Annotated in this window: 21 protein-coding genes; 7 read left to right on the plus strand and 14 right to left on the minus strand. The window is 63.5% G+C overall.

Annotated elements, in window-relative coordinates:
• Window positions 1–172: 172 nt before the first annotated feature.
• On the minus strand, window positions 173–1,078 hold the full coding sequence (rimK, locus tag HU766_RS24960) for a 30S ribosomal protein S6--L-glutamate ligase (protein WP_012316721.1): 906 nt from the start codon (window positions 1,076–1,078) through the stop codon (window positions 173–175).
• Window positions 1,075–1,557, minus strand: coding sequence for an ATP-dependent zinc protease (locus HU766_RS24965; protein WP_047582975.1), 483 nt, complete (start codon window positions 1,555–1,557; stop codon window positions 1,075–1,077). The genes rimK and HU766_RS24965 overlap by 4 nt, the downstream gene beginning before the upstream one ends.
• 109 nt (window positions 1,558–1,666) lie before the next feature.
• Here HU766_RS24965 and HU766_RS24970 point away from each other — a divergent pair, with 109 nt between their 5' ends.
• The gene (locus HU766_RS24970) at window positions 1,667–2,068 is read left to right on the plus strand and encodes a S4 domain-containing protein (RefSeq protein ID WP_047582909.1); all 402 of its coding nucleotides are present in this window, start codon (window positions 1,667–1,669) and stop codon (window positions 2,066–2,068) included.
• 26 nt (window positions 2,069–2,094) lie between these two features.
• Here HU766_RS24970 and HU766_RS24975 read toward each other — a convergent pair whose 3' ends face one another.
• Complete coding sequence (locus tag HU766_RS24975) at window positions 2,095–2,889, minus strand: phosphatase PAP2 family protein (protein ID WP_033703232.1); 795 nt, start codon at window positions 2,887–2,889, stop codon at window positions 2,095–2,097.
• Window positions 2,890–3,008: 119 nt separating this feature from the next.
• On the opposite strand from HU766_RS24975, the gene hslO reads away from it, so the two are divergent.
• The 3 genes from hslO to HU766_RS24990 all read left to right on the plus strand — a co-directional run bounded on the left by hslO (window position 3,009) and on the right by HU766_RS24990 (window position 6,248).
• Window positions 3,009–3,908, plus strand: a complete 900-nt coding sequence (gene hslO / locus HU766_RS24980; protein ID WP_186661451.1) for an Hsp33 family molecular chaperone HslO — start codon at window positions 3,009–3,011, stop codon at window positions 3,906–3,908.
• 179 nt (window positions 3,909–4,087) lie between these two features.
• Window positions 4,088–5,629 carry a phosphoenolpyruvate carboxykinase gene (locus tag HU766_RS24985; protein ID WP_186661453.1) on the plus strand — a complete coding sequence of 514 codons (1,542 nt, stop codon included), beginning with the start codon at window positions 4,088–4,090 and terminating at the stop codon, window positions 5,627–5,629.
• A gap of 178 nt (window positions 5,630–5,807) precedes the next feature.
• A complete protein-coding gene (locus tag HU766_RS24990; RefSeq protein WP_033703228.1) occupies window positions 5,808–6,248 on the plus strand; it encodes a thioesterase family protein in 441 nt (146 codons plus the stop codon).
• 55 nt (window positions 6,249–6,303) lie between these two features.
• On the opposite strand, the gene HU766_RS24995 is transcribed toward HU766_RS24990, so the two are convergent.
• The 3 genes from HU766_RS24995 to fdhD all read right to left on the minus strand — a co-directional run bounded on the left by HU766_RS24995 (window position 6,304) and on the right by fdhD (window position 10,181).
• On the minus strand, window positions 6,304–6,783 hold the full coding sequence (locus tag HU766_RS24995; protein ID WP_033703227.1) for a glycine zipper domain-containing protein: 480 nt from the start codon (window positions 6,781–6,783) through the stop codon (window positions 6,304–6,306).
• Between the two features lie 216 nt (window positions 6,784–6,999).
• Window positions 7,000–9,345: an FdhF/YdeP family oxidoreductase gene (locus tag HU766_RS25000; protein ID WP_186661456.1), complete on the minus strand. Its 2,346-nt coding sequence runs from the start codon at window positions 9,343–9,345 to the stop codon at window positions 7,000–7,002.
• 5 nt (window positions 9,346–9,350) lie between these two features.
• A complete protein-coding gene (gene fdhD / locus HU766_RS25005) occupies window positions 9,351–10,181 on the minus strand; it encodes a formate dehydrogenase accessory sulfurtransferase FdhD (protein WP_186661457.1) in 831 nt (276 codons plus the stop codon).
• Window positions 10,182–10,356: 175 nt separating this feature from the next.
• Between fdhD and lysM the strand changes: the two genes are divergently transcribed.
• Entirely contained in the window at window positions 10,357–10,797 is a 441-nt protein-coding gene (lysM, locus tag HU766_RS25010; RefSeq protein ID WP_186661459.1) for a peptidoglycan-binding protein LysM, read from the plus strand.
• Between the two features lie 107 nt (window positions 10,798–10,904).
• Here the strand turns inward: lysM and yrfG are convergent, their stop codons facing one another.
• Window positions 10,905–11,567, minus strand: a complete 663-nt coding sequence (gene yrfG, locus HU766_RS25015; RefSeq protein WP_047582917.1) for a GMP/IMP nucleotidase — start codon at window positions 11,565–11,567, stop codon at window positions 10,905–10,907.
• 64 nt (window positions 11,568–11,631) lie between these two features.
• On the opposite strand from yrfG, the gene nudE reads away from it, so the two are divergent.
• Window positions 11,632–12,198, plus strand: a complete 567-nt coding sequence (nudE, locus tag HU766_RS25020) for an ADP compounds hydrolase NudE (RefSeq protein WP_033703221.1) — start codon at window positions 11,632–11,634, stop codon at window positions 12,196–12,198.
• Window positions 12,195–13,031 carry a 3'(2'),5'-bisphosphate nucleotidase CysQ gene (gene cysQ, locus HU766_RS25025; protein WP_186661461.1) on the plus strand — a complete coding sequence of 279 codons (837 nt, stop codon included), beginning with the start codon at window positions 12,195–12,197 and terminating at the stop codon, window positions 13,029–13,031. Before nudE ends, cysQ begins: the two co-directional genes overlap by 4 nt.
• Window positions 13,032–13,046: 15 nt before the next feature.
• Here the strand turns inward: cysQ and HU766_RS25030 are convergent, their stop codons facing one another.
• From HU766_RS25030 to rfbB, 7 genes are read right to left on the minus strand one after another with little or no spacing between them, the layout of a single operon-like run.
• Window positions 13,047–13,502, minus strand: coding sequence for a YiiD C-terminal domain-containing protein (locus tag HU766_RS25030; protein ID WP_186661463.1), 456 nt, complete (start codon window positions 13,500–13,502; stop codon window positions 13,047–13,049).
• Window positions 13,499–14,908 carry a sigma-54 dependent transcriptional regulator gene (locus tag HU766_RS25035; protein ID WP_186661465.1) on the minus strand — a complete coding sequence of 470 codons (1,410 nt, stop codon included), beginning with the start codon at window positions 14,906–14,908 and terminating at the stop codon, window positions 13,499–13,501. The genes HU766_RS25030 and HU766_RS25035 overlap by 4 nt, the downstream gene beginning before the upstream one ends.
• The gene (locus tag HU766_RS25040; RefSeq protein WP_186661468.1) at window positions 14,905–16,719 is read right to left on the minus strand and encodes an ATP-binding protein; all 1,815 of its coding nucleotides are present in this window, start codon (window positions 16,717–16,719) and stop codon (window positions 14,905–14,907) included. The genes HU766_RS25035 and HU766_RS25040 overlap by 4 nt, the downstream gene beginning before the upstream one ends.
• Window positions 16,720–16,757: 38 nt before the next feature.
• Window positions 16,758–17,618 (minus strand): dTDP-4-dehydrorhamnose reductase, encoded by an 861-nt coding sequence (gene rfbD / locus HU766_RS25045; RefSeq protein ID WP_186661470.1) that lies wholly within the window; start codon window positions 17,616–17,618, stop codon window positions 16,758–16,760.
• Entirely contained in the window at window positions 17,615–18,160 is a 546-nt protein-coding gene (rfbC, locus tag HU766_RS25050) for a dTDP-4-dehydrorhamnose 3,5-epimerase (RefSeq protein ID WP_033703214.1), read from the minus strand. The genes rfbD and rfbC overlap by 4 nt, the downstream gene beginning before the upstream one ends.
• On the minus strand, window positions 18,157–19,032 hold the full coding sequence (rfbA, locus tag HU766_RS25055; RefSeq protein ID WP_186661472.1) for a glucose-1-phosphate thymidylyltransferase RfbA: 876 nt from the start codon (window positions 19,030–19,032) through the stop codon (window positions 18,157–18,159). Before rfbA ends, rfbC begins: the two co-directional genes overlap by 4 nt.
• Complete coding sequence (gene rfbB / locus HU766_RS25060; protein WP_033703212.1) at window positions 19,029–20,111, minus strand: dTDP-glucose 4,6-dehydratase; 1,083 nt, start codon at window positions 20,109–20,111, stop codon at window positions 19,029–19,031. Before rfbB ends, rfbA begins: the two co-directional genes overlap by 4 nt.
• Window positions 20,112–20,205: the final 94 nt, after the last annotated feature.

Below are 20,205 nucleotides of genomic sequence, written 5' to 3' on the forward strand. Positions count from 1 at the left end.
GTGCTTCGAACTATGCTTTTTCATGGTCTCGCCCTCGCTGCCGTTGGCTTCTATGAACGCCACCGTGGCACTGTGATGCCTCGGCGGGGGCGAGTCCATCGATTACAAGGGTTACGCGATCCCCTGTAGGAGCGGCCTTGTGTCGCGATGGGCTGCAAAGCAGCCCCGAATCTCAGCCTTTACCCTTGGTCCGGGTCTGATTCGGCCCGCCGTTCTTCTCCAGGTGTTCGATGATCATCCCGGCCACGTTCTTGCCGGTGGTCACTTCAATGCCCTCCAGGCCCGGCGACGAGTTCACCTCCATCACCAACGGCCCATGGTTGGACCGCAGTATATCCACACCCGCCACGCTCAACCCCATCACCTTGGCCGCACGAATCGCGGTAATCCGTTCTTCCGGGGTGATCTTGATCAAGCTGGCGACCCCACCCCGGTGCAGGTTGGAGCGAAACTCCCCAGGCTTGGCCTGACGCTTCATCGAGGCAATCACCTTGTCGCCCACCACGAAGCAGCGAATGTCGGCACCGCCGGCCTCCTTGATGTATTCCTGCACCATGATGTTCTGCTTCAGGCCCATGAAGGCTTCGATCACCGACTCGGCCGCCTGGGTAGTCTCGCACAGCACCACGCCGATGCCCTGGGTGCCTTCGAGCACCTTGATCACCAGGGGGGCGCCATTGACCATCTGGATCAAGTCCGGGATGTCGTCAGGCGAGTGGGCGAAGCCGGTGATCGGCAGGCCGATGCCGCGCCGCGACAGCAACTGCAGCGAGCGCAGCTTGTCGCGCGAGCGGGCGATGGCCACCGACTCGTTGAGCGGGTACACGCCCATCATTTCGAACTGGCGCAATACCGCGCACCCGTAAAAGGTGACCGAGGCACCGATGCGCGGGATTACCGCATCGAAGCCTTCCAGCGGCTTGCCCCGGTAGTGGATCTGCGGCTTGTGGCTGGCGATGTTCATGTAGGCCCGCAGGGTATCGATCACCACCATTTCGTGGCCACGCTGGGTACCGGCTTCGACCAGGCGGCGGGTGGAATACAGACGCGGATTGCGCGACAGCACAGCGATCTTCATGCAGCACCTGTGACAGGGGAAAGGGTGGCCGGAAAGGCCGGTTTGTCTTGTACGTACTTCAGGCCAGGGTTGACCACCAGTTGGCCGTGAATAAGTGCCTTGGAGCCGAGCAGCAAGCGGTAGCGCATGTCCTTGCGGCAAGCCAGGGTGAACTCCACTTCCCATACAGCATCGCCCAATGCCAGCGAAGTGCGGATCACATAACGGGCCTGGGCATGGCCGTTGGAGCTCTTGATCGTCTTCATGGTCACCAGCGGGGCTTCGCAACGGCGGTGGCGCAACTGAACCACCGAGCCCAGGTGCGCGGTAAAACGGACCCACGGCTGGCCGTCACGCTCGAATGGTTCCACCTCGGTGGCGTGCAGGCTTGAGGTGCTGGCCCCGGTGTCGATCTTGGCGCGCAGCCCGGCCAGCCCGAGGTCGGGCAGGGCCACCCACTCGCGCAGGCCGATCACAGTCAAATGGTCAAATGTCTTCACGAAGCGCACCCAGGGGATAAGGTGGTGAACTGTAAGCACGGCGTGGACTTTTTGCATCCGCAAGATACGGTAGTACAGTTCGATGAAAGACTGAATTCGAGGTAACGGGATGGCACACAAGGCGGAAGAAGACGACAAGGTTCGCCTGGACAAATGGCTGTGGGCGGCGCGGTTCTACAAAACCCGAGCGCTGGCCAAGGCGGCGATCGAGAGTGGCAAGGTGCATTGCCGGGGCGAGCGCTGCAAGCCAGGCAAGGAACCGAGGGTGGGCGATGAGTTCGTCCTGCGCACCGGGTTCGACGAGCGTACGGTCGTGGTCAAGGCGCTGTCGGTAGTGCGCCGTGGGGCGCCGGAGGCGCAGGCGCTGTACGCCGAAACCGAAGAGAGCGTGCGGCGCCGTGAACAGGCTGCCGAGCTGCGCAAGGCCGGCGCGATGGGTGTGACCACCGACGGCCGGCCTAACAAGAAACAGCGGCGGCAGATTCATCAGCTGCACGGCAGCTTCGAGTGATCGGGGCCGCATTGCGGCCCCAAGGCTCAGCGAACCACAGCCAACCGCCCGACCAACGGCAGCTTGGCTGCCAACCGGAACAGCGGCGCCGTCCAGCGCATCAATGCCGCACTGCCCTTGGCCGCCAACGGTGTATAGCAGCTCCACCCCAACGCCAGTATCGCCATCAGCAACCCGCCGATGTAGTCATCCTGGCCCCAATGGGCGCCTGCCACCAAACGCGGCAGCATGAACACCACCGCCAGCCCCCAGACCACCAGGTAGTGCACCAGGCGCCGGCTGAACAGGCTCATGAACAACGCCCAGATCAGCAACACCGAGGCGTGATCACCCGGGAAGCTCTTGCTGGAGCGGTCCTTGAGTTCCCAGGCAGCCTCCAGGTTCGGGTAGTAGTCACTGAGGTGCACGACGTCATCGAAGATCATCGACGGGCTCTTGTGTTGCCATCCAGCGGCATCGACCCACTTGGAAAACAGCGCGCGAATCACCACTAATAGAACCAGGGTGACCAAAAAGCCGAAAAAGGCCTCACGCACCTGGCAGGCTTTGAACACCCAGTTGCCACGGATCAGCACTGCCAGCAGGATCAACCCAACCACGATGTCGAACGGGCGCAGGCTGCCAAGGGTCCAGATGTAGCGCCAGGCGGTGTTGTCGGCCAGCGGCGCATTGAGGCTGTGAAACAGCCATTCGTCGAAAGTCAGGCACAGGATCTGGCCAATAGGCCATAACCAGAAACACAGTAGAGCGATGGGCAGCAGCGTGCAGGCTGCCAAAGGTCCCAAGGACCACCTTGCTTGGAACAGTGGTCGATTGTCCATAAGATACCTCTATTGCCAACAGGAATCGGAGCGCCTTGTGAGCGCTCTGTCACGGGCTTCGCAAGTGTTTCGAAATCCCGTGTAACCATTTTGTCATCATTTTTAGATAGCCAGAACCTATGAGCGAATTGCCGGATACCGATTTCACCCAACGCTTCATCTTCGACGACCGCGATATCCGCGGTGAGTGGGTGGGGCTCGACCGCAGCTATGCCGAAGTGCTGGCGCGTCACCCGTACCCCCAACCTGTTGCCGCGCTGCTCGGTGAGCTGATGGCTGCCACCGCATTGCTGGTGGGCGCGCTGAAGTTCGATGGCTTGCTGATCCTGCAGGCACGTTCCCAGGGGCCGATCCCGCTGCTGATGGTGGAATGCTCCGGTGATCGCGAGATTCGCGGCGTTGCCCGTTACGAGGCGGACCAGATCGGCGCAGAGGCGACCCTGGCCCAGCTGATGCCCGACGGCCACCTGACCCTGACCATCGACCCGGTCAAAGGCCAGCGTTACCAAGGTACCGTCGACCTGGACGGCGCCAACCTGTCGGAATGCTTCACCAACTACTTCGTTCAGTCGCAGCAGCTCAATACCCGTTTCTGGCTCGATGCCAAGGACGGCAAGGCGCGCGGCCTGCTGTTGCAACAGTTGCCGGTAGACCGCCAGCGCGACGACGAAGAGCGCGCCGAGAGCTGGCAGCATGTAACGGCCCTCGCCAGCACGCTCAAAGCCGAAGAGTGGGTGCTGGACAACGAAACCCTGCTGCACCGCCTCTACCATGAAGACGCCGTGCGCCTGTTCGATATCGAGCCGCTGCGCTTCCACTGCAGTTGCTCGCGCGAGCGCTCCGGCAATGCACTGGTAAGCCTCGGCCAGCACGACGCCGAGCAGTTGGTCGAAGAGTGCGGTGGCACGGTGGAAATCGATTGCCAGTTCTGCAACGAGCGCTATTTCTTCGATGCAAGCGATGTCGCGCAACTGTTTGCCGGTGGCGGGACAGACACGGCGTCAGAAACTCGGCACTGAAACGATTAACTACAGGGAATTCTGCTGTCGAATTGCGCAAAAGCGCAGTAACGACAGGAGGGGCCTACTTTTTTTGGGCGTTTCTGGCATAATCCGGCCACTTTTTTCGCTGTAGTAGTTTTTTACAGACAACTACAAAACGTTTGGAGCACTCGGCCTCGGGCCGGATGGGGTATCTCATGACGCAAGCCAACAACACCGTGTACACCGACCTGAGCGTCGATAAGCTGGTAGAAGAAGCGCTGCAACGCGGTGAGGGCGTGCTGGCCGATACTGGCGCACTGGTGGTCGAGACCGGTCACCGCACTGGCCGTTCGCCGGCTGACCGTTTCATCGTCGAAGAACCTTCCACCCAGGCTGCCATCTCCTGGGGCCCGATCAACCGCAAGTTCCCGGCCGACAAGTTCGATGCCCTGTGGGACCGCGTCGAGGCGTTCAACAACGCCCAGGATCACTTCGTTTCCTACGTTCACGTAGGTGCGGCCGCCGAGCACTACCTGCCGGTGAAGATGACCACCCAGACTGCCTGGCAGAACCTGTTCGGCCGTTGCCTGTTCATCAACCCTGAGCAGTTCAACCCGGCTGGTCGTGACCAGTGGCAGATCCTCAACGTTGCCAACTTCGTTTGCGAGCCTGAGCGTGACGGCACCAACTCCGACGGCTGCGTGATCATCAACTTCGCCCAGAAGAAGGTGCTGATCGCTGGCATGCGTTACGCCGGTGAAATGAAGAAAGCCATGTTCTCGGTGCAGAACTTCCTGCTGCCGGCTGCCGACGTGCTGCCAATGCACTGCGCTGCCAACATCGGCGAAGAAGGCGATGTGACCCTGTTCTTCGGCCTGTCCGGCACTGGCAAGACCACCCTGTCGGCCGACGAAAGCCGTTACCTGATCGGTGACGACGAGCACGGTTGGGGCGAAGGCGTTGTCTTCAACATGGAAGGCGGTTGCTACGCCAAGTGCATCGACTTGTCCGAGAAGAACGAGCCGGTCATCTGGAAAGCCATCAAGCATGGTGCAGTGCTGGAAAACGTCGTGCTCGACGCCAACAAGCACGCCGACTACACCGACGTCAGCCTGACCCAGAACAGCCGTGCGGCCTACCCGCTGGAGCACGTTGCCAAGCGTTCTGAAGCGAACCTGGGCGGCGAGCCTAACGCGGTCATCTTCCTGACCTGCGACCTGACCGGCGTTCTGCCTCCGGTTTCGATCCTGAACAACGAACAGGCTGCCTACCACTTCCTGTCCGGTTACACCGCGCTGGTCGGTTCCACCGAAATGGGTTCGGGCGGCGGCATCAAGTCGACCTTCTCCACCTGCTTCGGCGCGCCGTTCTTCCCGCGCCCGGCTGGCGAGTACGCTGAGCTGCTGATCAAGCGCATCAACGGCTTCAACTCCAAGGTCTACCTGGTCAACACCGGCTGGACCGGTGGTGGCTACGGCGTTGGCAAGCGCTTCAGCATCCCGACCACCCGCGCCGTGATCGCTGCGATCCAGAGCGGCGCGCTGGTAGGTGCCGACACCGAGCACCTGGACATCATCAACCTGGACGTGCCAAAAGCCGTTCCGGGCGTTGATACCGAGCTGCTCAACCCGCGCACCAACTGGGCTGACAAAGCTGCCTACGACGAGGCCGCCAAAGGCCTGGCCAAGCTGTTCATCGAAAACTTCAAGAAGTTCGAAGTTTCCGACGCCATCAAGGCTGCTGGCCCACAGCTGTAAGCTGTCGTTAGCTGTAAAGAAAAGCCGCCTGAGATGGCGGCTTTTTTGTGCCTGAAGCTTTTGCACGATGACTAATGGCCTTTTCGCGGGCTGCCCGCAAAAAGGACGTAAAGACATCCTCCAGTCTGGATTTTCTGTTTCACTGTTAGCATCCATTGCGACCTCGCGAGACAGACAGATGACCGAAGCCCCACAGCGCAGTGCATTCGCCCACTTCCATCCCATCCTCACCCGCCCCCAGGACAACGACCTGAACGGCCACATCGCCGGTGCCACCGTGCATGGCTTTTTCGAAACCGCCATCCAGGCCTTCCTCGTCGAGCAAGCTGAGCTGGACCTGCGTGAAGGTGCGCTGGCGGCGTTCGTGGTCAGTTCGGCTGCGGACTTTTTCGCGCTGCCGGGTTTTCCGGATGTGCTTGAGGTGGGCCTGGGGGTGACGCGGTTGGCCGGCAGTACCGTGGAATACCGGTTGGCGCTGTATCGCCCTGGCGAAAGGGATGCGTGTGCGGCGGGGACGGTGGTGCAGGTGTTCATCGAGCGCTCAAGCGGCCGGCCTGTGCCGCTGCCTGAGGCGCTGCAGGCCATTCTCAGCGGCCTTCAGCTCGCCCCGCAGGCATAAAAAAGCCCCGCCGGGCGGGGCGGGGCTTTTGCTGCCAGGGCCAAGCCCTCAGGCATCAGTGGCGCCAGTGGCGCTTGTGCTTGCGGTGGCCGTAATGGTTGCCACGGTCATAGTGACGACGGTCGTCGTAGCTACGGCGGTAGCGGCGATCGTCATGGCGTTCGTCGTCGTCGGCCTTGTTGCCCATGTAGTTACCCAGCGCGCCACCGGCACCGCCGCCGGCTGCCGCACCAATATAGCTACCGGTGGTGCCGCCCACCGAGCGACCAACCACGTTGCCGCCTGCGGCGCCCAGCGCGCCACCGATGGCGGCCTCGCCACGCTGGCGTTTGTCGGCACCTAGGGCACCGCCGGCTGCGCCGCCCAGGCCGGCACCAATAGCGCCGCCCGTGCTACCACCGATGGAGTTGCCCACTACGGAGCCGAGTACCCCACCCAATGCGCCGCCAATGCCGGCCTCGGTATTGCCACCGGCCATGGCAACGCCGCTGAGCAAGCTGAAAGACAACAACAGAATCGAGGAGTACTTCTTCATCAAGAGAGCCTCATAAGGATGACGAGGCGAATTTGAGGCTATGGAGGCCGGCTGGCAATTGAAATCCGACGAGTAGCACGAGTTGTACACAATTCTCTAAGTTACTGTTTTCTAGGTGAAACTTTATTGTTTTTTGGCTGTCAGAGGTACTTATGACAAAGCCCTGAACCGTTACGGAACAGGGCTTTTTCGTTTTTGCCGTAAGCCTTTCGAGCGCTACAGAATACGCCCATCGTCCCGCGCACGTTCCAGCTTGATGGCAATGAATTTGGACGTCGGCGTATGGCTGCCATCGCCAATGCTCTCCAACGGCACCAGCGGGTTCACCTCTGGATAATAGGCCGCCGCCTGCCCGGCCGGGATATCGAAGGCCAGCAAGGTGAAGCCGTGCACACGGCGCACATGCTCATCCCCCCACAACGAGACGATGTCGACCTTCTGCCCCGGCTGGAAGCCAAGGCGGATGATGTCGGCCTCGTTGACGAACAGCACCTCACGCTGGCCGCGCACGCCTCGGTAGCGGTCATCCAGGCCATAGATGGTGGTGTTGTACTGATCGTGCGAACGCATCGACTGCATGACCAGGTCGGGCAATTGGCCGCTGGCCCGCACGCGCTCATCAAGCAAGGTGTCCGGCAGCAAGTTGGCCTTGAAATTGGCGCGCCCGGTGCTGGTCTGCCATTCGCGGTTGGCGGCGCTGTTGCCCAGGTAGAAGCCACCCGGCTCGCGCAGGCGCTGGTTGAAGCCGCTGAAGCCGGCAATGGTGTCGCCGATCAGGTCGCGGATGCGGTCGTAGTCGGCAACCAGCCAGTGCCAGTCGACCGGCTGCTTGCCCAGGGTGGCGGCAGCGATACCGGCAACCACCGCAGGCTCCGAGCGCATCTGCGTCGTCAGCGGCTTCAACTGGCCGTTGGAGGCATGGACCATGCTGAACGAGTCTTCCACGGTCACCGCCTGTGGCCCGTCGGCCTGCAGGTCGATATCGGTACGGCCCAGGCACGGCAGGATCAATGCCTGTTTGCCGTGCACCAGGTGGCTGCGGTTGAGTTTGGTGCTGATGTGCACGGTCAGCTCGCAGTTGCGCAGCGCCTGCGCGGTACGCGCGGTGTCTGGCGTGGCCTGGGCGAAGTTGCCGCCCAAGCCGATGAACACCTTGGCACGGCCGTCGAGCATGGCGTGGATGGCTTCGACGGTGTTGTGGCCGTTGTGCCGCGGCACGGGGAAGTTGAAGCGCTTCTCGAGGGCGTCGAGCAGTGCCAGCGGCGGGCGCTCGTTGATACCCATGGTGCGGTCGCCCTGCACGTTGCTGTGGCCACGCACCGGGCACAGGCCGGCGCCAGGCGCGCCGATGTTGCCGCGCAGCATCTGCAGGTTGACGATTTCCTGGATGGTCGGCACCGAATGGCGATGCTGGGTGATACCCATCGCCCAGCACATGATCACCCGCTTGCCACGGCAATACATGCGCGCGGCCAGCTCGATGTCGGCCAGGGCCAGGCCGGATTGCGTCTGGATATGCGCCCACGGCGTGGCATCGACCACTGCCAGGTAGTCATCGACGCCGTGACCATGCTCGGCGATGAAAGCATGGTCGAACACAGCAGGTTCGCCGTTGGCCTGGGCCTCACGTTCCCACTGCAGGACGAACTTGGCCATGCCGCGCAGCAGCGCCATATCGCCACCAAGGGCCGGGCGGAAGAACGCGGTGTTGGTCGGCCGGTCGCTGTTGGTCAACATCTCCAGCGGGTTCTGCGGGTGCTGGAAACGCTCCAGGCCACGCTCTTTCAGCGGGTTTACGCACACCACCTGGGCGCCGCGTTTCACCGCATCGCGCAGCGGGTCGAGCATGCGTGGGTGGTTGGTGCCCGGGTTCTGGCCCCAGACGAAGATCGCATCGGCATGCTCGAAGTCGTCGTAGGTGACCGTGCCCTTGCCGACGCCGACGCTTTGCCCCAGGGCCACGCCGCTGGCTTCGTGGCACATGTTCGAGCAATCGGGGAAGTTGTTGGTGCCGTAGGCCCGCACGAACAGCTGGTAGAGGTAGGCGGCTTCGTTGCTGGCCCGCCCCGAGGTGTAGAACTCGGCCTGGTCAGGGGTGGCCAGGTTGTTCAGTTCGCGGGCGATCAGGGCAAAGGCGGCATCCCAACTGATGGGCTGGTAGCGGTCCTGTAGTGCGTCGTAGACCATCGGTTCGGTCAGGCGCCCCTGGTACTCCAGCCAGTAATCGCTCTGCTCGCGCAGCGCGCTGACGCTGTAGCGGGCGAAAAAGGCGGCGTCCACGCGGCGCTTGGTGGCTTCCCAGTTGACCGCCTTGGCGCCGTTCTCGCAGAACTTGACCATGCCGCTTTCGGGCGAATCTCCCCAGGCGCAGCCGGGGCAGTCGAAGCCGCCGTTCTGGTTGGTCTTGAGCAGCGCGCGGATGTTCTTCAGTGCGTTATCGCTGCCGACCCAAGCCTTGGCCACGCTGCGCAACGCGCCCCAGCCTCCGGCGGGGCCGTGGTAGGGCTTGTAGCGAGGGGGGGCGGCTGGGGCGTTGTCAGGGAGGGGCTGGTACGAGGTCACGGCTGTTACGACTCCGCCGCTGGGCTGTAGACCCGCGGTGCACTGTGTTTGGGCAAGTGAATGAGGTTGAGGTTGTGCTTGCGCGCCCATTGCAGGGCCAGGCCGGTGGGTGCCGAGAGGCTGACCAGGGTCTGGATGCCGGCACGCAGCACCTTCTGGATCAGCTCCAGGCTGCAGCGGCTGGTGACGATGGCCAGGCCGCCGGTGCTGTCGATGCCTTGGCGCAGCAGGGCTCCGATCAGTTTGTCGAGGGCGTTGTGCCGGCCGATGTCTTCGCGGCCGAGCAGCAGTTCGCCGTTACGGTCCATGAACAGTGCCGCATGCACCGCGCCGCAATGCTGGCCGAGCGGCTGGAAGGCGTCGATACGCCCACGCAGGCCTGCCAGCCAGTGCGCAGGCGGCAAGGGCGCGCCGGGCAGTTCGGCCAGCTCGGGCAGTGCCTGCTCGAGTGCCTCGACCCCGCACAGGCCGCAGCCGCTGGTGCCGGCCAGCTGGCGGCGCTGGTTCTTCAGGTTCCAGAAGGCACGGCTGGAGATTTCCAGGTCGGCGTACAGGGCCGAACCGCTGCCGGACAGCTTGAGGTCATAGATCTCGTGGGTGCCTTCGACAAGCCCGGCGCCGACGCTGAAGCCGACGGCAAAGTCTTCAAGGTCGGTAGGGCTGACCAGCATCACCGCTTGGTTGAGGCCGTTGTAGGCAATGGCCAAGGCCACTTCTTCGGCCAGGGGCGTACTGGCGCGCTCGGCGTCGCCGAGCTGGGCATAATCGTAGGTGTTGCTGGCGGCGGGCAAGGCCAAAGGCGATGAGGCCGCGCAGACCGGAGGTTTGCTGTTCATCGGGGCTGGCTACCGGCGGCGATTTGATAGCCCAAGCCTAGGCCTGTGGGACGGTCTCGTCTAATCGCTAGGGTCTATGCCTTGATAGACCGCGTCGATTGGCCGCGGCAGGGGCATATCGGGTAATCCTGGCCTAGACTCCTGGCTCCGAGGTTTTATCAACAAGGAGAACGCAATGAGCCTGTTCAGTTTCGTGAAGGAAGCCGGCGAGAAGTTGATCGACCTGCTGACCCCCGGTAATGCCAATGCCGAGGACCAGTTGAAAAAGCACGTGGAAAGCGTCGGCCTGGGTAATCCGGACATCACCGCCACTGTAGAGGGCGACACGATCATCCTCAAAGGCGAGGTTGCCAGCCAGGAGGAGAAAGAGAAGATCATTCTGGCGGCGGGCAACATCAACGGTGTGGCCAGCGTTGATGATCAGATCACCGTAACAGGGCCGGTCGTTCAGGCGGCGCGCTTCGTTACCGTGAAAAAGGGTGACACGCTGTCAGCCATTGCCGTAGTCGTGTATGGCAATGCCAACCAGTACAACAAGATCTTCGAGGCCAACAAGCCGATGCTGTCGCACCCGGACAAGATCTATCCGGGGCAGGTGTTGCGCATTCCGGACTGATAGATCGTGCTGGCTCTTTCGCGGGGCAAGCCCGCTCCCACAGGCACCCTGCAATGCTCAAGGGTTTTGCTTACCTGTGGGGGCGGGCTTGCCCCGCGAAGAGGCCCTCAAAGACCCGACAACAAATCCCGGTAATCCTCTACCGCGGCAAACTCCTGGGTATCGCGCGGCGCTGCCTGGCTGTCCGGTTGCCTCACTGCCAGCAAGTGCCCGACCCCAAACTGCCGTGCGCTGCGCAAAATGGCCAGGGTGTCGTCGATAAACAGGCTGCGCGCCGGGTCGAAGCCGATATCCGCCTGCAACGCATCCCAGAACTGTGGGCTTTCCTTGGGGTAGCCATAGTCATGCGAACTGATCAGCCGCTCGAAGTACGGCGCCAGTTCTACCCGCTCCAACTTCAGTGACAACGAATCGCGGTGGGCATTGGTGATCATCACCACGCGCTTGCCCGCCTGGCGGATGGCGGCCAGGAAGGTGTCGGCATCCGGGCGCAGGGCGATCAGGTCGGCGATCTCGCGCTTGAGCTCACGGATCGGCAGCTTCAGCTCACGGCTCCAGAAGTCCAGGCAGTACCAGTTGAGCGTGCCAGCATTGCGCTCGAACAGCGGCTGCAGCTCCATTTCTGCCATGGCCCGGCTGACGCCATGCAGCTCGGCATAGCGCTGGGGCAGGTGGTCCAGCCAGAATCGGTTGTCGTAGTGCAGGTCGAGCAGCGTGCCGTCCATGTCCAGCAGGACGGTATCGATGGCAGACCAGGGAAGAACAGACATGGGAAACTCTCGTTCAGTCGGCTAGCCACGGTATAGTAACCCGTTCACGCCCAGGAGCTGCCCCATGCGCCAGAAACCCACCGTCCTCAACCGCGAAATCGTCGCCAGCAGCCGCCTGTTCCGCGTCGAGGCCGTGCAATTGCGCTTCAGTAATGGTGCCGAGCGCACCTACGAGCGACTGGTCGGCCGGGGCAACGGTTACGGGGCGGTGATGATCGTGGCGATGCTCGACGCCGAACATGCTGTGCTGGTCGAGGAATACTGCGGCGGCACGGACGAATACGAGCTGTCGTTGCCCAAGGGCCTCATCGAACCGGGCGAGGACGTGCTGGCGGCGGCAGACCGGGAGCTCAAGGAAGAGGCCGGTTTTGGGGCGCGGCAACTGGAGCACCTGACCGAACTGTCGCTGTCGCCTGGCTACATGAGCCAGAAGATCCAGGTGGTGCTGGCGACCGACCTGTATGAAGAGCAGCTTGAAGGTGATGAGCCGGAGCCGATGCGGGTCGACAAGGTCAACCTGCGCGAGCTGTCGGCCCTGGCCATGCACCCGCAGTTCACCGAGGGCCGCGCCTTGGCGGCGCTGTACCTGGCGCGCGACCTGCTGAGCCAGCGGGGGCTGCTGGAGCTATGAACGACCTGCAGCTGATGCACGAAGTGGTCAAGCTGGCCCAGGTGGCGGGCCAGGCGATTCTGCCGTTCTGGCGCGCCGATGTGGCGGTCAGCAACAAGGCCGACGATTCACCGGTCACTGCGGCAGACCTGGCGGCGCACCGGGTCATTGCCGATGGCTTACTGGCGCTGGCGCCGCACATCCCGGTGCTGTCCGAGGAAGACTGCGACATCTCGCTGGCCGAGCGCCAGGGCTGGAGCCGCTGGTGGCTGGTCGACCCGCTGGACGGCACCAAGGAATTCATTGCAGGCAGTGAAGAGTTCACGGTCAACATCGCGCTGATCGAAAACGCTGAGGTGGTGTTTGGCGTGGTGTCGATGCCGACCAACGGGCGCTGTTACTTTGGCGGCCGCCAGTTGGGTGCCTGGCGTGCCGAGGCGGGTGAAGCGGCCGAGCCGATCCAGGTACGCAATGCACCGCCTGCCGATGGCCGTTTCACCGTGGTCGCCAGCCGTCGTCATTCCAGCCCGGAGCAAGAAGCGCTGCTGGCCGGGCTAGGGGCTGCGGTGGGGGACCTGGCACTGGCCAATATCGGCAGCTCGCTGAAGTTCTGCCTGCTGGCCGAAGGCAGCGCCGATTGCTACCCGCGCCTGGCGCCGACTTCGCAGTGGGACACTGCTGCGGCGCAGGGTGTGGTCGAAGGTGCCGGTGGCGAGGTCATCGAGCTGGACGGCCAGCCGTTCCGCTATCCGCCGCGTGAGTCACTGCTGAACCCGTTTTTCCTGGCCTTGCCCAGCGCTGCCAGCTGGCGCCAGGCCTTGATCGACCTGTCGCGCCGCGCCTACAACAACTAGGGTGCGTGCAGGCAATCAGCGGTGCAGAACGTACTGCCCGCTGAACTGCACGGCCGGTTCGTCGCTGCCGGCATTGCTGACGGTAGTCTCCAGCGTCAGCCGCGCCCGCCCACGGCGCTGGTACATCGTCACGAAGCGCGCCCAGCTCTTTTCATCCGGCGCCGCACAGCGGGCCACCGCCGTACCGGTGACCGGCAACGGGTAACTGATCTGCCCCTCCTGGATGACGATATGCCCGTCATCGATGCCCAACTCGCGCAAGCGCAGGTGCAGCCACCCCCAGCCCACCAGTACCGCAGCGCAGTACAAGCTGCCGCCGAACATGGTGCTCTTGTGGTTGACGTTGGCCGCCAGCGGCAGTTGCAGGCGCAGGGTGTGCTGCTGCCAGTCGATGACCTTCAGGCCCATTTCCCGCGTGAGAGGGATGTCGCTGTGCAGTACGCCCTGCAGGTACTGGCTGTCGGTGCTCATGGGCGGTTGTCCTCCTGGTCGTCGTGCCCGCCGCTGCCGCCGTCAAAACTGAGGCTGTGCTTGCGCAGCTTGTCATGCAAGGTCTTGCGTGGAATGCCCAGTGCCTCGGCCAGGCTGCGCATGGAGCTGTGGGGTTGGGCAAGCTCGGCGGCAATCAGCGAGCGCTCGAACTGCTCGACCTGTTCGCTGAGGTTGCCGGCCACTACCACCGGCGCCGGCGTTGTCGCAGCCGGTGCCTGGCCGTCGAGGGCAAGCTCAAGGCCCAGGGCAAAGCGTTCGGCAGCGTTCTGCAGCTCCCGCACATTGCCAGGCCAGGCGTGGCGCAGCAGCATGGCGCGCTGGGCGGGCTGCAGGGTGTGCGGCGTCAAGCCGTGGCGCTGGCTGGCGGCATCGGCGAAGTGCTGGAACAACACCAGGATGTCGTCACCGCGCTCACGCAGCGGGGGTATGCGCAGCGGCGCCACGTTCAGGCGGTAATACAGGTCGGCGCGGAAGCGCCCCTGGTCGGCGGACTGGCGCAGGTCTTCCTTGGTGGCCGCAATGATGCGGATATCCAGCGGGATCAGCTGGTTGCCGCCCAGGCGCTCGACCACCCGCTCCTGCAACATGCGCAGCAGTTTGACCTGAACATCCAGGCTCATGCTTTCGATTTCATCGAGAAACAGCGTGCCGCCATTGGCGAATTCGAACTTGCCGATGCGCCGCTTCTGCGCACCGGTGAAGGCGCCAGGTTCGTGGCCGAACAACTCGCTCTCGACCACCGACTCGGCCAGTGCCCCGGCGTTGATCGCCACGAATGGCCCGTCACGGCGGCTGGACAGGTCGTGCAGGGCACGGGCCACCACCTCTTTGCCGGCACCGGTCTCACCCAGTATCAGCACATCGGCGCGGGTACCGGCCAAGGCGCCGATCTGCTCGCGCAGGCGCAGCATCGACGGCGACTGGCCCACCAGGCGCGTGGCCAGTTGCTGGCGGTCGCTCAAGGCCAGGCGCAGGCTGCGGTTGTCCAGCACCAGGCGGCGCAGGGCCAGGGCGCGGCGCACGCTGTCGAGCAGGGCGTCGCTGGCAAACGGTTTTTCAAGGAAGTCATAGGCACCGGCGCGCATCGCCTGTACCGCCAACGGCACATCGCCGTGGCCGGTAATCAGCAGCACCGGCAGCTCGCTGTCGCGCCCGTGCAGTTGCTCCAGCAGTTGCAGGCCATCGATGCCAGGCATGCGGATGTCGCTGACCACCACACCGGGCCAGTCGGCTTCGATACGCTCGGCCAGGCCTTGGGCATCGGCCAGCGCCACCACCTTGAGCCCGGCAAGGTCCAAGGTCTGGCTCAGCGCTTGGCGCAGGTGGGGGTCGTCGTCGACCAGAATGACCTGGGCTTGGCTGTCGATCAGTGTCTCGGGGGTCATGCCGAGGGGTCCTCCGAATTGGGCAGGGTAGCGCCGGGTGCGGCCACGCGCAGTTGCAGGGTAAGCAAGGCGCCGCCTTCAGGGTGGTTGGCCAGTAGCAGTTCACCGCCCAGCGCGCGCATCAGGCTTTCGCAGATGGCCAGCCCCAGGCCCAGGCCCTGGGTGCGGGTCTTGGTGGTGAAGAACGGCTCCTTGGCATGCTCCAGCGCCTGGCGGCTGAAGCCAGGGCCGTTGTCGCGGATGAACAGGTAGACGTAGCCATCGCGCTGTTCGGCACTCAGCCACAGACGGCGCGGGTTGGCCTTTTCGGTCAGGGCGTCGAGGGCGTTGGCCAGCAAGTTGCCCAGTACCTGGCGCAGGCGGGTTTCGCCGGCCTGTACCCACAACGTGGCCTCTGGCAGGTCGCGGATCAGCTCGACGGCCATCGCGCGGCGGCGCTTGGCCAGCAAGGCCAGGGCATCGTCCAGTGCCGGCTGCAGGGCCACGCTCTCCGGGGCGTGGCGGTCGCGGCGGGCGAAGGCGCGCAGGTGGGCGATGATAGAGGCCATGCGCCCGGTCAGTTCACCGATCAGCTTGAGGTTGCCGCGGGCGTCGTCGGTGCGTTGATGGTCAAGCAAGATCTCGGCGTTCTCGGCGTAACTGCGAATGGCCGCCAGCGGCTGGTTGAGCTCGTGGCTGATACTCGCCGACATGGTGCCCAGCACCGACAGCTTGCCGGCCTGGACCAGTTCGTCCTGAGCCCGCACGGCTTCCTGCTGGGCATTTTCACGTTCCAGCACGGCACTTTTGAGGCGGGTATTGAGGCCTTCGAGGTCGGCGGTACGTTCGGCCACGCGCTTTTCCAGCTCTTGGCGGCCACGGGCCTCGAAGTCGATACGGTCGATGTAGTGGCGCCGCCGCTGCATCACCAGGCCGGCCAGCAGCATCATCACCAGCAGCGTGCCGGCGCCGATGGCCATCACCGTCTGCACCGAGCGGTCGACCAGCATGCGTGGCGCGAGGATGCTGACTTGCCAGCCGGTTTCCTTGATGTCGCGGGTCTGGGTGATCCACGCATTCTGGCTGAGCAGCAGCGGCTGCGGGGCCTGGGTTGGGTACGGCTGGATGGCGATGATCGCCTGGCGCTCGGCCTCGGTCAGCGCGCGGGTGGCACGGAAGCGCCAGTCGGGCCGTGAGGTCAGGATCACCACGCCGTTATGGTCGGTCAGCAAGAGTTGCTCTGGGGTGCGGCCCCAGAGGGTTTCGGTGTGGTCCAGGTCGACCTTGACCACCAGCACGCCAACGATGCGCTCGCGGTCCCGCACCGCTGCGGCGAAGAAGTAGCCACGCTTGGCCGAGGTGGTGCCCTGGCCGAAGAAGCGCCCCAGGTGGCCGGCCATGGCCTCGTTGAAGTAAGGGCGGAAGGCGAAGTTACGGCCGACGAAACTGTCGTGCTTGTCCCAGTTGGAGGCGGCCAGGGTGTTGCCGCTGACGTCCATCAGGTACATGACCTCGGCACCGGTCTGCTGGACGATGTTCTTGAGCAGGCGGTTGGCGTTGGTCACCGCTTCCAGGCGGAACGGGTCAGCCAGCACGCCGCGCAGGGCCGGCAGGTCGCCGAGGATCTGCGGCAGGGTTTCGTAGCGGTGCAGGGTGCCGAGCAGGTTGGCGACGTACAGGTCGAGGGTCTGGCGGTTCTGTGAGGCCAGTTCTTCCTGGTAGTAGCGCTCGGCCAGGTGATGCAGCGGCCACAGCAGCGGGGCCAGGCACAGGGCCAGCAGGGCCAGGCTGCGCCAGCGGGGACGGCGTGGGGGCGTGGGTTTTGCAATCATCACGTAAGTGCGCCAGAAAAGTCTGACGCAATTATGCGCTACTTGAGGCAGTCGATCAGCGCCTGCTGCCAGTGTGGCAGGCGGATGTGCCATTCGTGGGCCAGGCGTGAGCAGTCCAGGCGTGAGTTGAGCGGCCTGCGGGCCGGCGTGGGGTAGTCGCTGGACGGGATTGGCAGCAGTTCGGCGCAGGGCAGGCCTTGGGCCTTGAGTTGCTCGGCGATGGCCTGGGCGAAGCCGAACCAGGACGTCTCGCCTTGCGCGGTGAGGTGGTAGGTGCCCCAGGCGCCCGCCTGCCCGGCCTGCCAACGTTCGACCAATACACGGGTGCTGGCGGCAATGCTGCCGGCCCAGGTCGGTGCGCCGATCTGATCGTCGACAATGCGCAGTTGAGGCTTCTCTTGCAGCAGGCGCTGCAGGGTCAGCAGAAAGTTGCGCCCGTACAGCGAATAAACCCAGCTGGTGCGCAGGATCAAGTGCTGGCCGGCCACTGCGGCAATCGCCTGCTCGCCTGCAAGTTTGCTTTGGCCGTAGACCCCCAGGGGGTTGGGGGCGTCTTGTTCGGTATAGGGCGTGGCCTTGCTGCCGTCGAAAACGTAGTCGGTGGAGTAGTGGATAAGCGGCGCGCCGAGCCGTGCCGCTTCTTCGGCAAGTACGCCAGGGCCGTGGGCATTGATCGCAAAGGCGCGCTCTGGCTCGTGCTCGGCCTGGTCGACCGCCGTGTAGGCACCCGCATTGATGATCAGGTCGGGGGCCAGCTGGCGCAGCGGGCCACGCAGGGCCTCGGGCTGGGCCAGGTCCAGTTGCTCGCGCCCGAGCACGTGAAGCTCGCCAAGGCCTACCAGCTGCGCCTGCAGCGCCTGGGCTACCTGGCCGTTACGGCCACATACGACAATCTTCATGGCAGCAGTTGCGCCTCACTCAGCGGTACGCCGACCTTGTCCTTTTCCGACAGCACCGGCGGCCCTTCGAGTTGCCAGTCGATGGCCAGCTGCGCGTCGTCCCAGCGGATGCAACGGTCGGCGCCTGGGTTGTAGTAGTCGGTGGTCTTGTAGAGGAACTCGGCCGTTTCGCTGACCACCGCAAAACCGTGGGCAAAGCCAGGTGGAATCCACAATTGGCGATGATTGTCGGCCGACAGGTGCACGGCAACCCACTGGCCGAAAGTTGGCGAGCTCTTGCGCACATCCACGGCAATATCGCGGATCTCGCCCTGTACCACGCGCACCAGTTTGCCTTGGGTGTTTTCCACCTGATAGTGCAGGCCGCGCAACACGCCCTTGAGGGAGCGGGAGTGGTTGTCCTGGACGAAGTCCACGGCAACGCCGGTCTGCTTGGCAAACTCACGGGCGTTGAAGGCTTCGAAGAAGAAGCCTCGGCTGTCACCGTATACCGTCGGTTCGATGATCAGTACATCAGGGATCTCGGTGGGGATGATGTTCATGCAGACTCGTTAGCCAGTTTGCCCAGGTACTGACCGTAACCGGTCTTCTTGAATTTTTCAGCCTTGGCCAGCAACTGGTCACGGGTGATCCAGCCCTTGTTGAAGGCGATTTCTTCCAGGCAGGCCACCTTCAGCCCCTGGCGATTCTCGATGGTCTGCACATATTGCGAGGCATCCAGCAGGCTCTCGTGAGTCCCGGTATCGAGCCAGGCAAAGCCGCGGCCAAAGCGCTCCACGCGCAGGTCGCCGCGCTTGAGGTAGGCATTGGTGACATCGGTGATTTCAAGTTCGCCCCGCTCGGAGGGGCGGATGCCCTTGGCAATTTCGATCACGTCGTTGTCGTAGAAGTACAGGCCCGTCACCGCATAGCTGGACTTGGGCTTGAGGGGCTTTTCTTCGATGGACAGGGCGTTGCCTTGCTCGTCGAACTCGACCACGCCGAAGCGCTCCGGGTCCTTGACCCAATAGCCGAATACCGTGGCGCCACTCGGGTGGTTGACCGCGCGCTGCAACTGTTCGGTGAAGCTCTGGCCGTGGAAGATGTTGTCGCCAAGAATGAGGCACACCGAGTCATCGCCGATGAACTGCTCGCCGATCAGAAATGCCTGGGCCAGGCCATCGGGCGAGGGCTGCTCGGCATAGTTGATGTGGATGCCGAACTGGCTGCCGTCGCCGAATAGCTGGCGATACTGGGGCAGGTCCTGGGGTGTCGAGATCAGCAGGATTTCGCGGATATCGGCGAGCATCAGCACCGAAATCGGGTAGTAGATCATCGGTTTGTCGTAAATCGGCAGCAGTTGCTTGGAAACCCCAAGGGTGATGGGGTGCAGGCGTGTGCCGGATCCTCCGGCCAGGACGATGCCCTTGGTCATGCAATGAGCTCCTTGATGTCGGTATTGCCCAGGCGTTCACCCTGGTAGCTGCCATCCTGGACATGACGGCACCATTGCAGGTTGTCCAGGTACCACTGCACCGTCTTGCGCAGCCCGCTGGCGAAGGTTTCTTGCGGTACCCAGCCCAGTTCCCGTTCGATCTTGCTGGCATCGATGGCATAGCGCAGGTCGTGGCCGGGGCGGTCCTGGACGTAGCTGATCAGGTCTGCATAGCGGGCCACGCCTTGCGGGTGCTGCGGCGCCAGCTCTTCGAGCAGGGCGCAGATGGCGTGCACCACGTCGAGGTTCTTCTGCTCGTTGTGGCCACCGATATTGTACGTTTCGCCGACCTGTCCGTGGCTCACTACTTCAAGCAACGCCCGGGCGTGGTCTTCGACGAACAGCCAGTCACGTACTTGCTGGCCATTGCCATACACCGGCAGTGGCTTGCCGGCCAAGGCATTGAGGATCATCAGCGGGATCAGCTTTTCGGGGAAATGGTAAGGGCCGTAGTTGTTCGAGCAGTTGGTGATCAGCACCGGCAGCCCATAGGTGCGGTGCCAGGCGCGCACCAGGTGGTCCGAGGCGGCCTTGCTCGCCGAATAGGGGGAGCTGGGCGCATACGGCGTGGTCTCGTGAAACAGGTCGTTGGCGCCATGCAGGTCGCCATAGACTTCGTCGGTGGAGATATGGTGAAAACGGAACGCACGGCGCTGCTCGGCCGGCAGCTGGCTCCACCAGGCGCGGGTGGCTTCGAGCAGGGCGTAAGTGCCGACGATGTTGGTCTGGATGAACGCGGCCGGGCCGTCGATCGACCGGTCCACATGGGACTCGGCTGCCAGGTGCATGATCGCCCCAGGCTGAAAGCGTTCGAGCACGGCGCTGACGGTTGCCGAGTCGGCGATATCGGCCTGGACGAATTCGTATCGGGTGTTGTTGGCGATGCTCTGCAGCGATTCGAGGTTGCCGGCGTAGGTCAGCTTGTCGAGGTTGAGCACTTCGTGTTCGGTGTTGTCGATCAGGTGGCGGACCAGCGCCGAGCCAATGAAGCCGGCGCCGCCTGTGACGAGTATGCGCATCTCAAATGGCCTCTGGAAAACCAAGTTCTATGGCATGCAGCCTAGCTCGTCGGCTAGGGTGGTGGCAGACAAATATCATGGGTTTGGCGGGAAG

It is taken from the genome of Pseudomonas sp. SWRI77 (genome assembly GCF_014269105.1).
In the GTDB taxonomy this organism is placed as follows: domain Bacteria; phylum Pseudomonadota; class Gammaproteobacteria; order Pseudomonadales; family Pseudomonadaceae; genus Aquipseudomonas; species Aquipseudomonas capeferrum.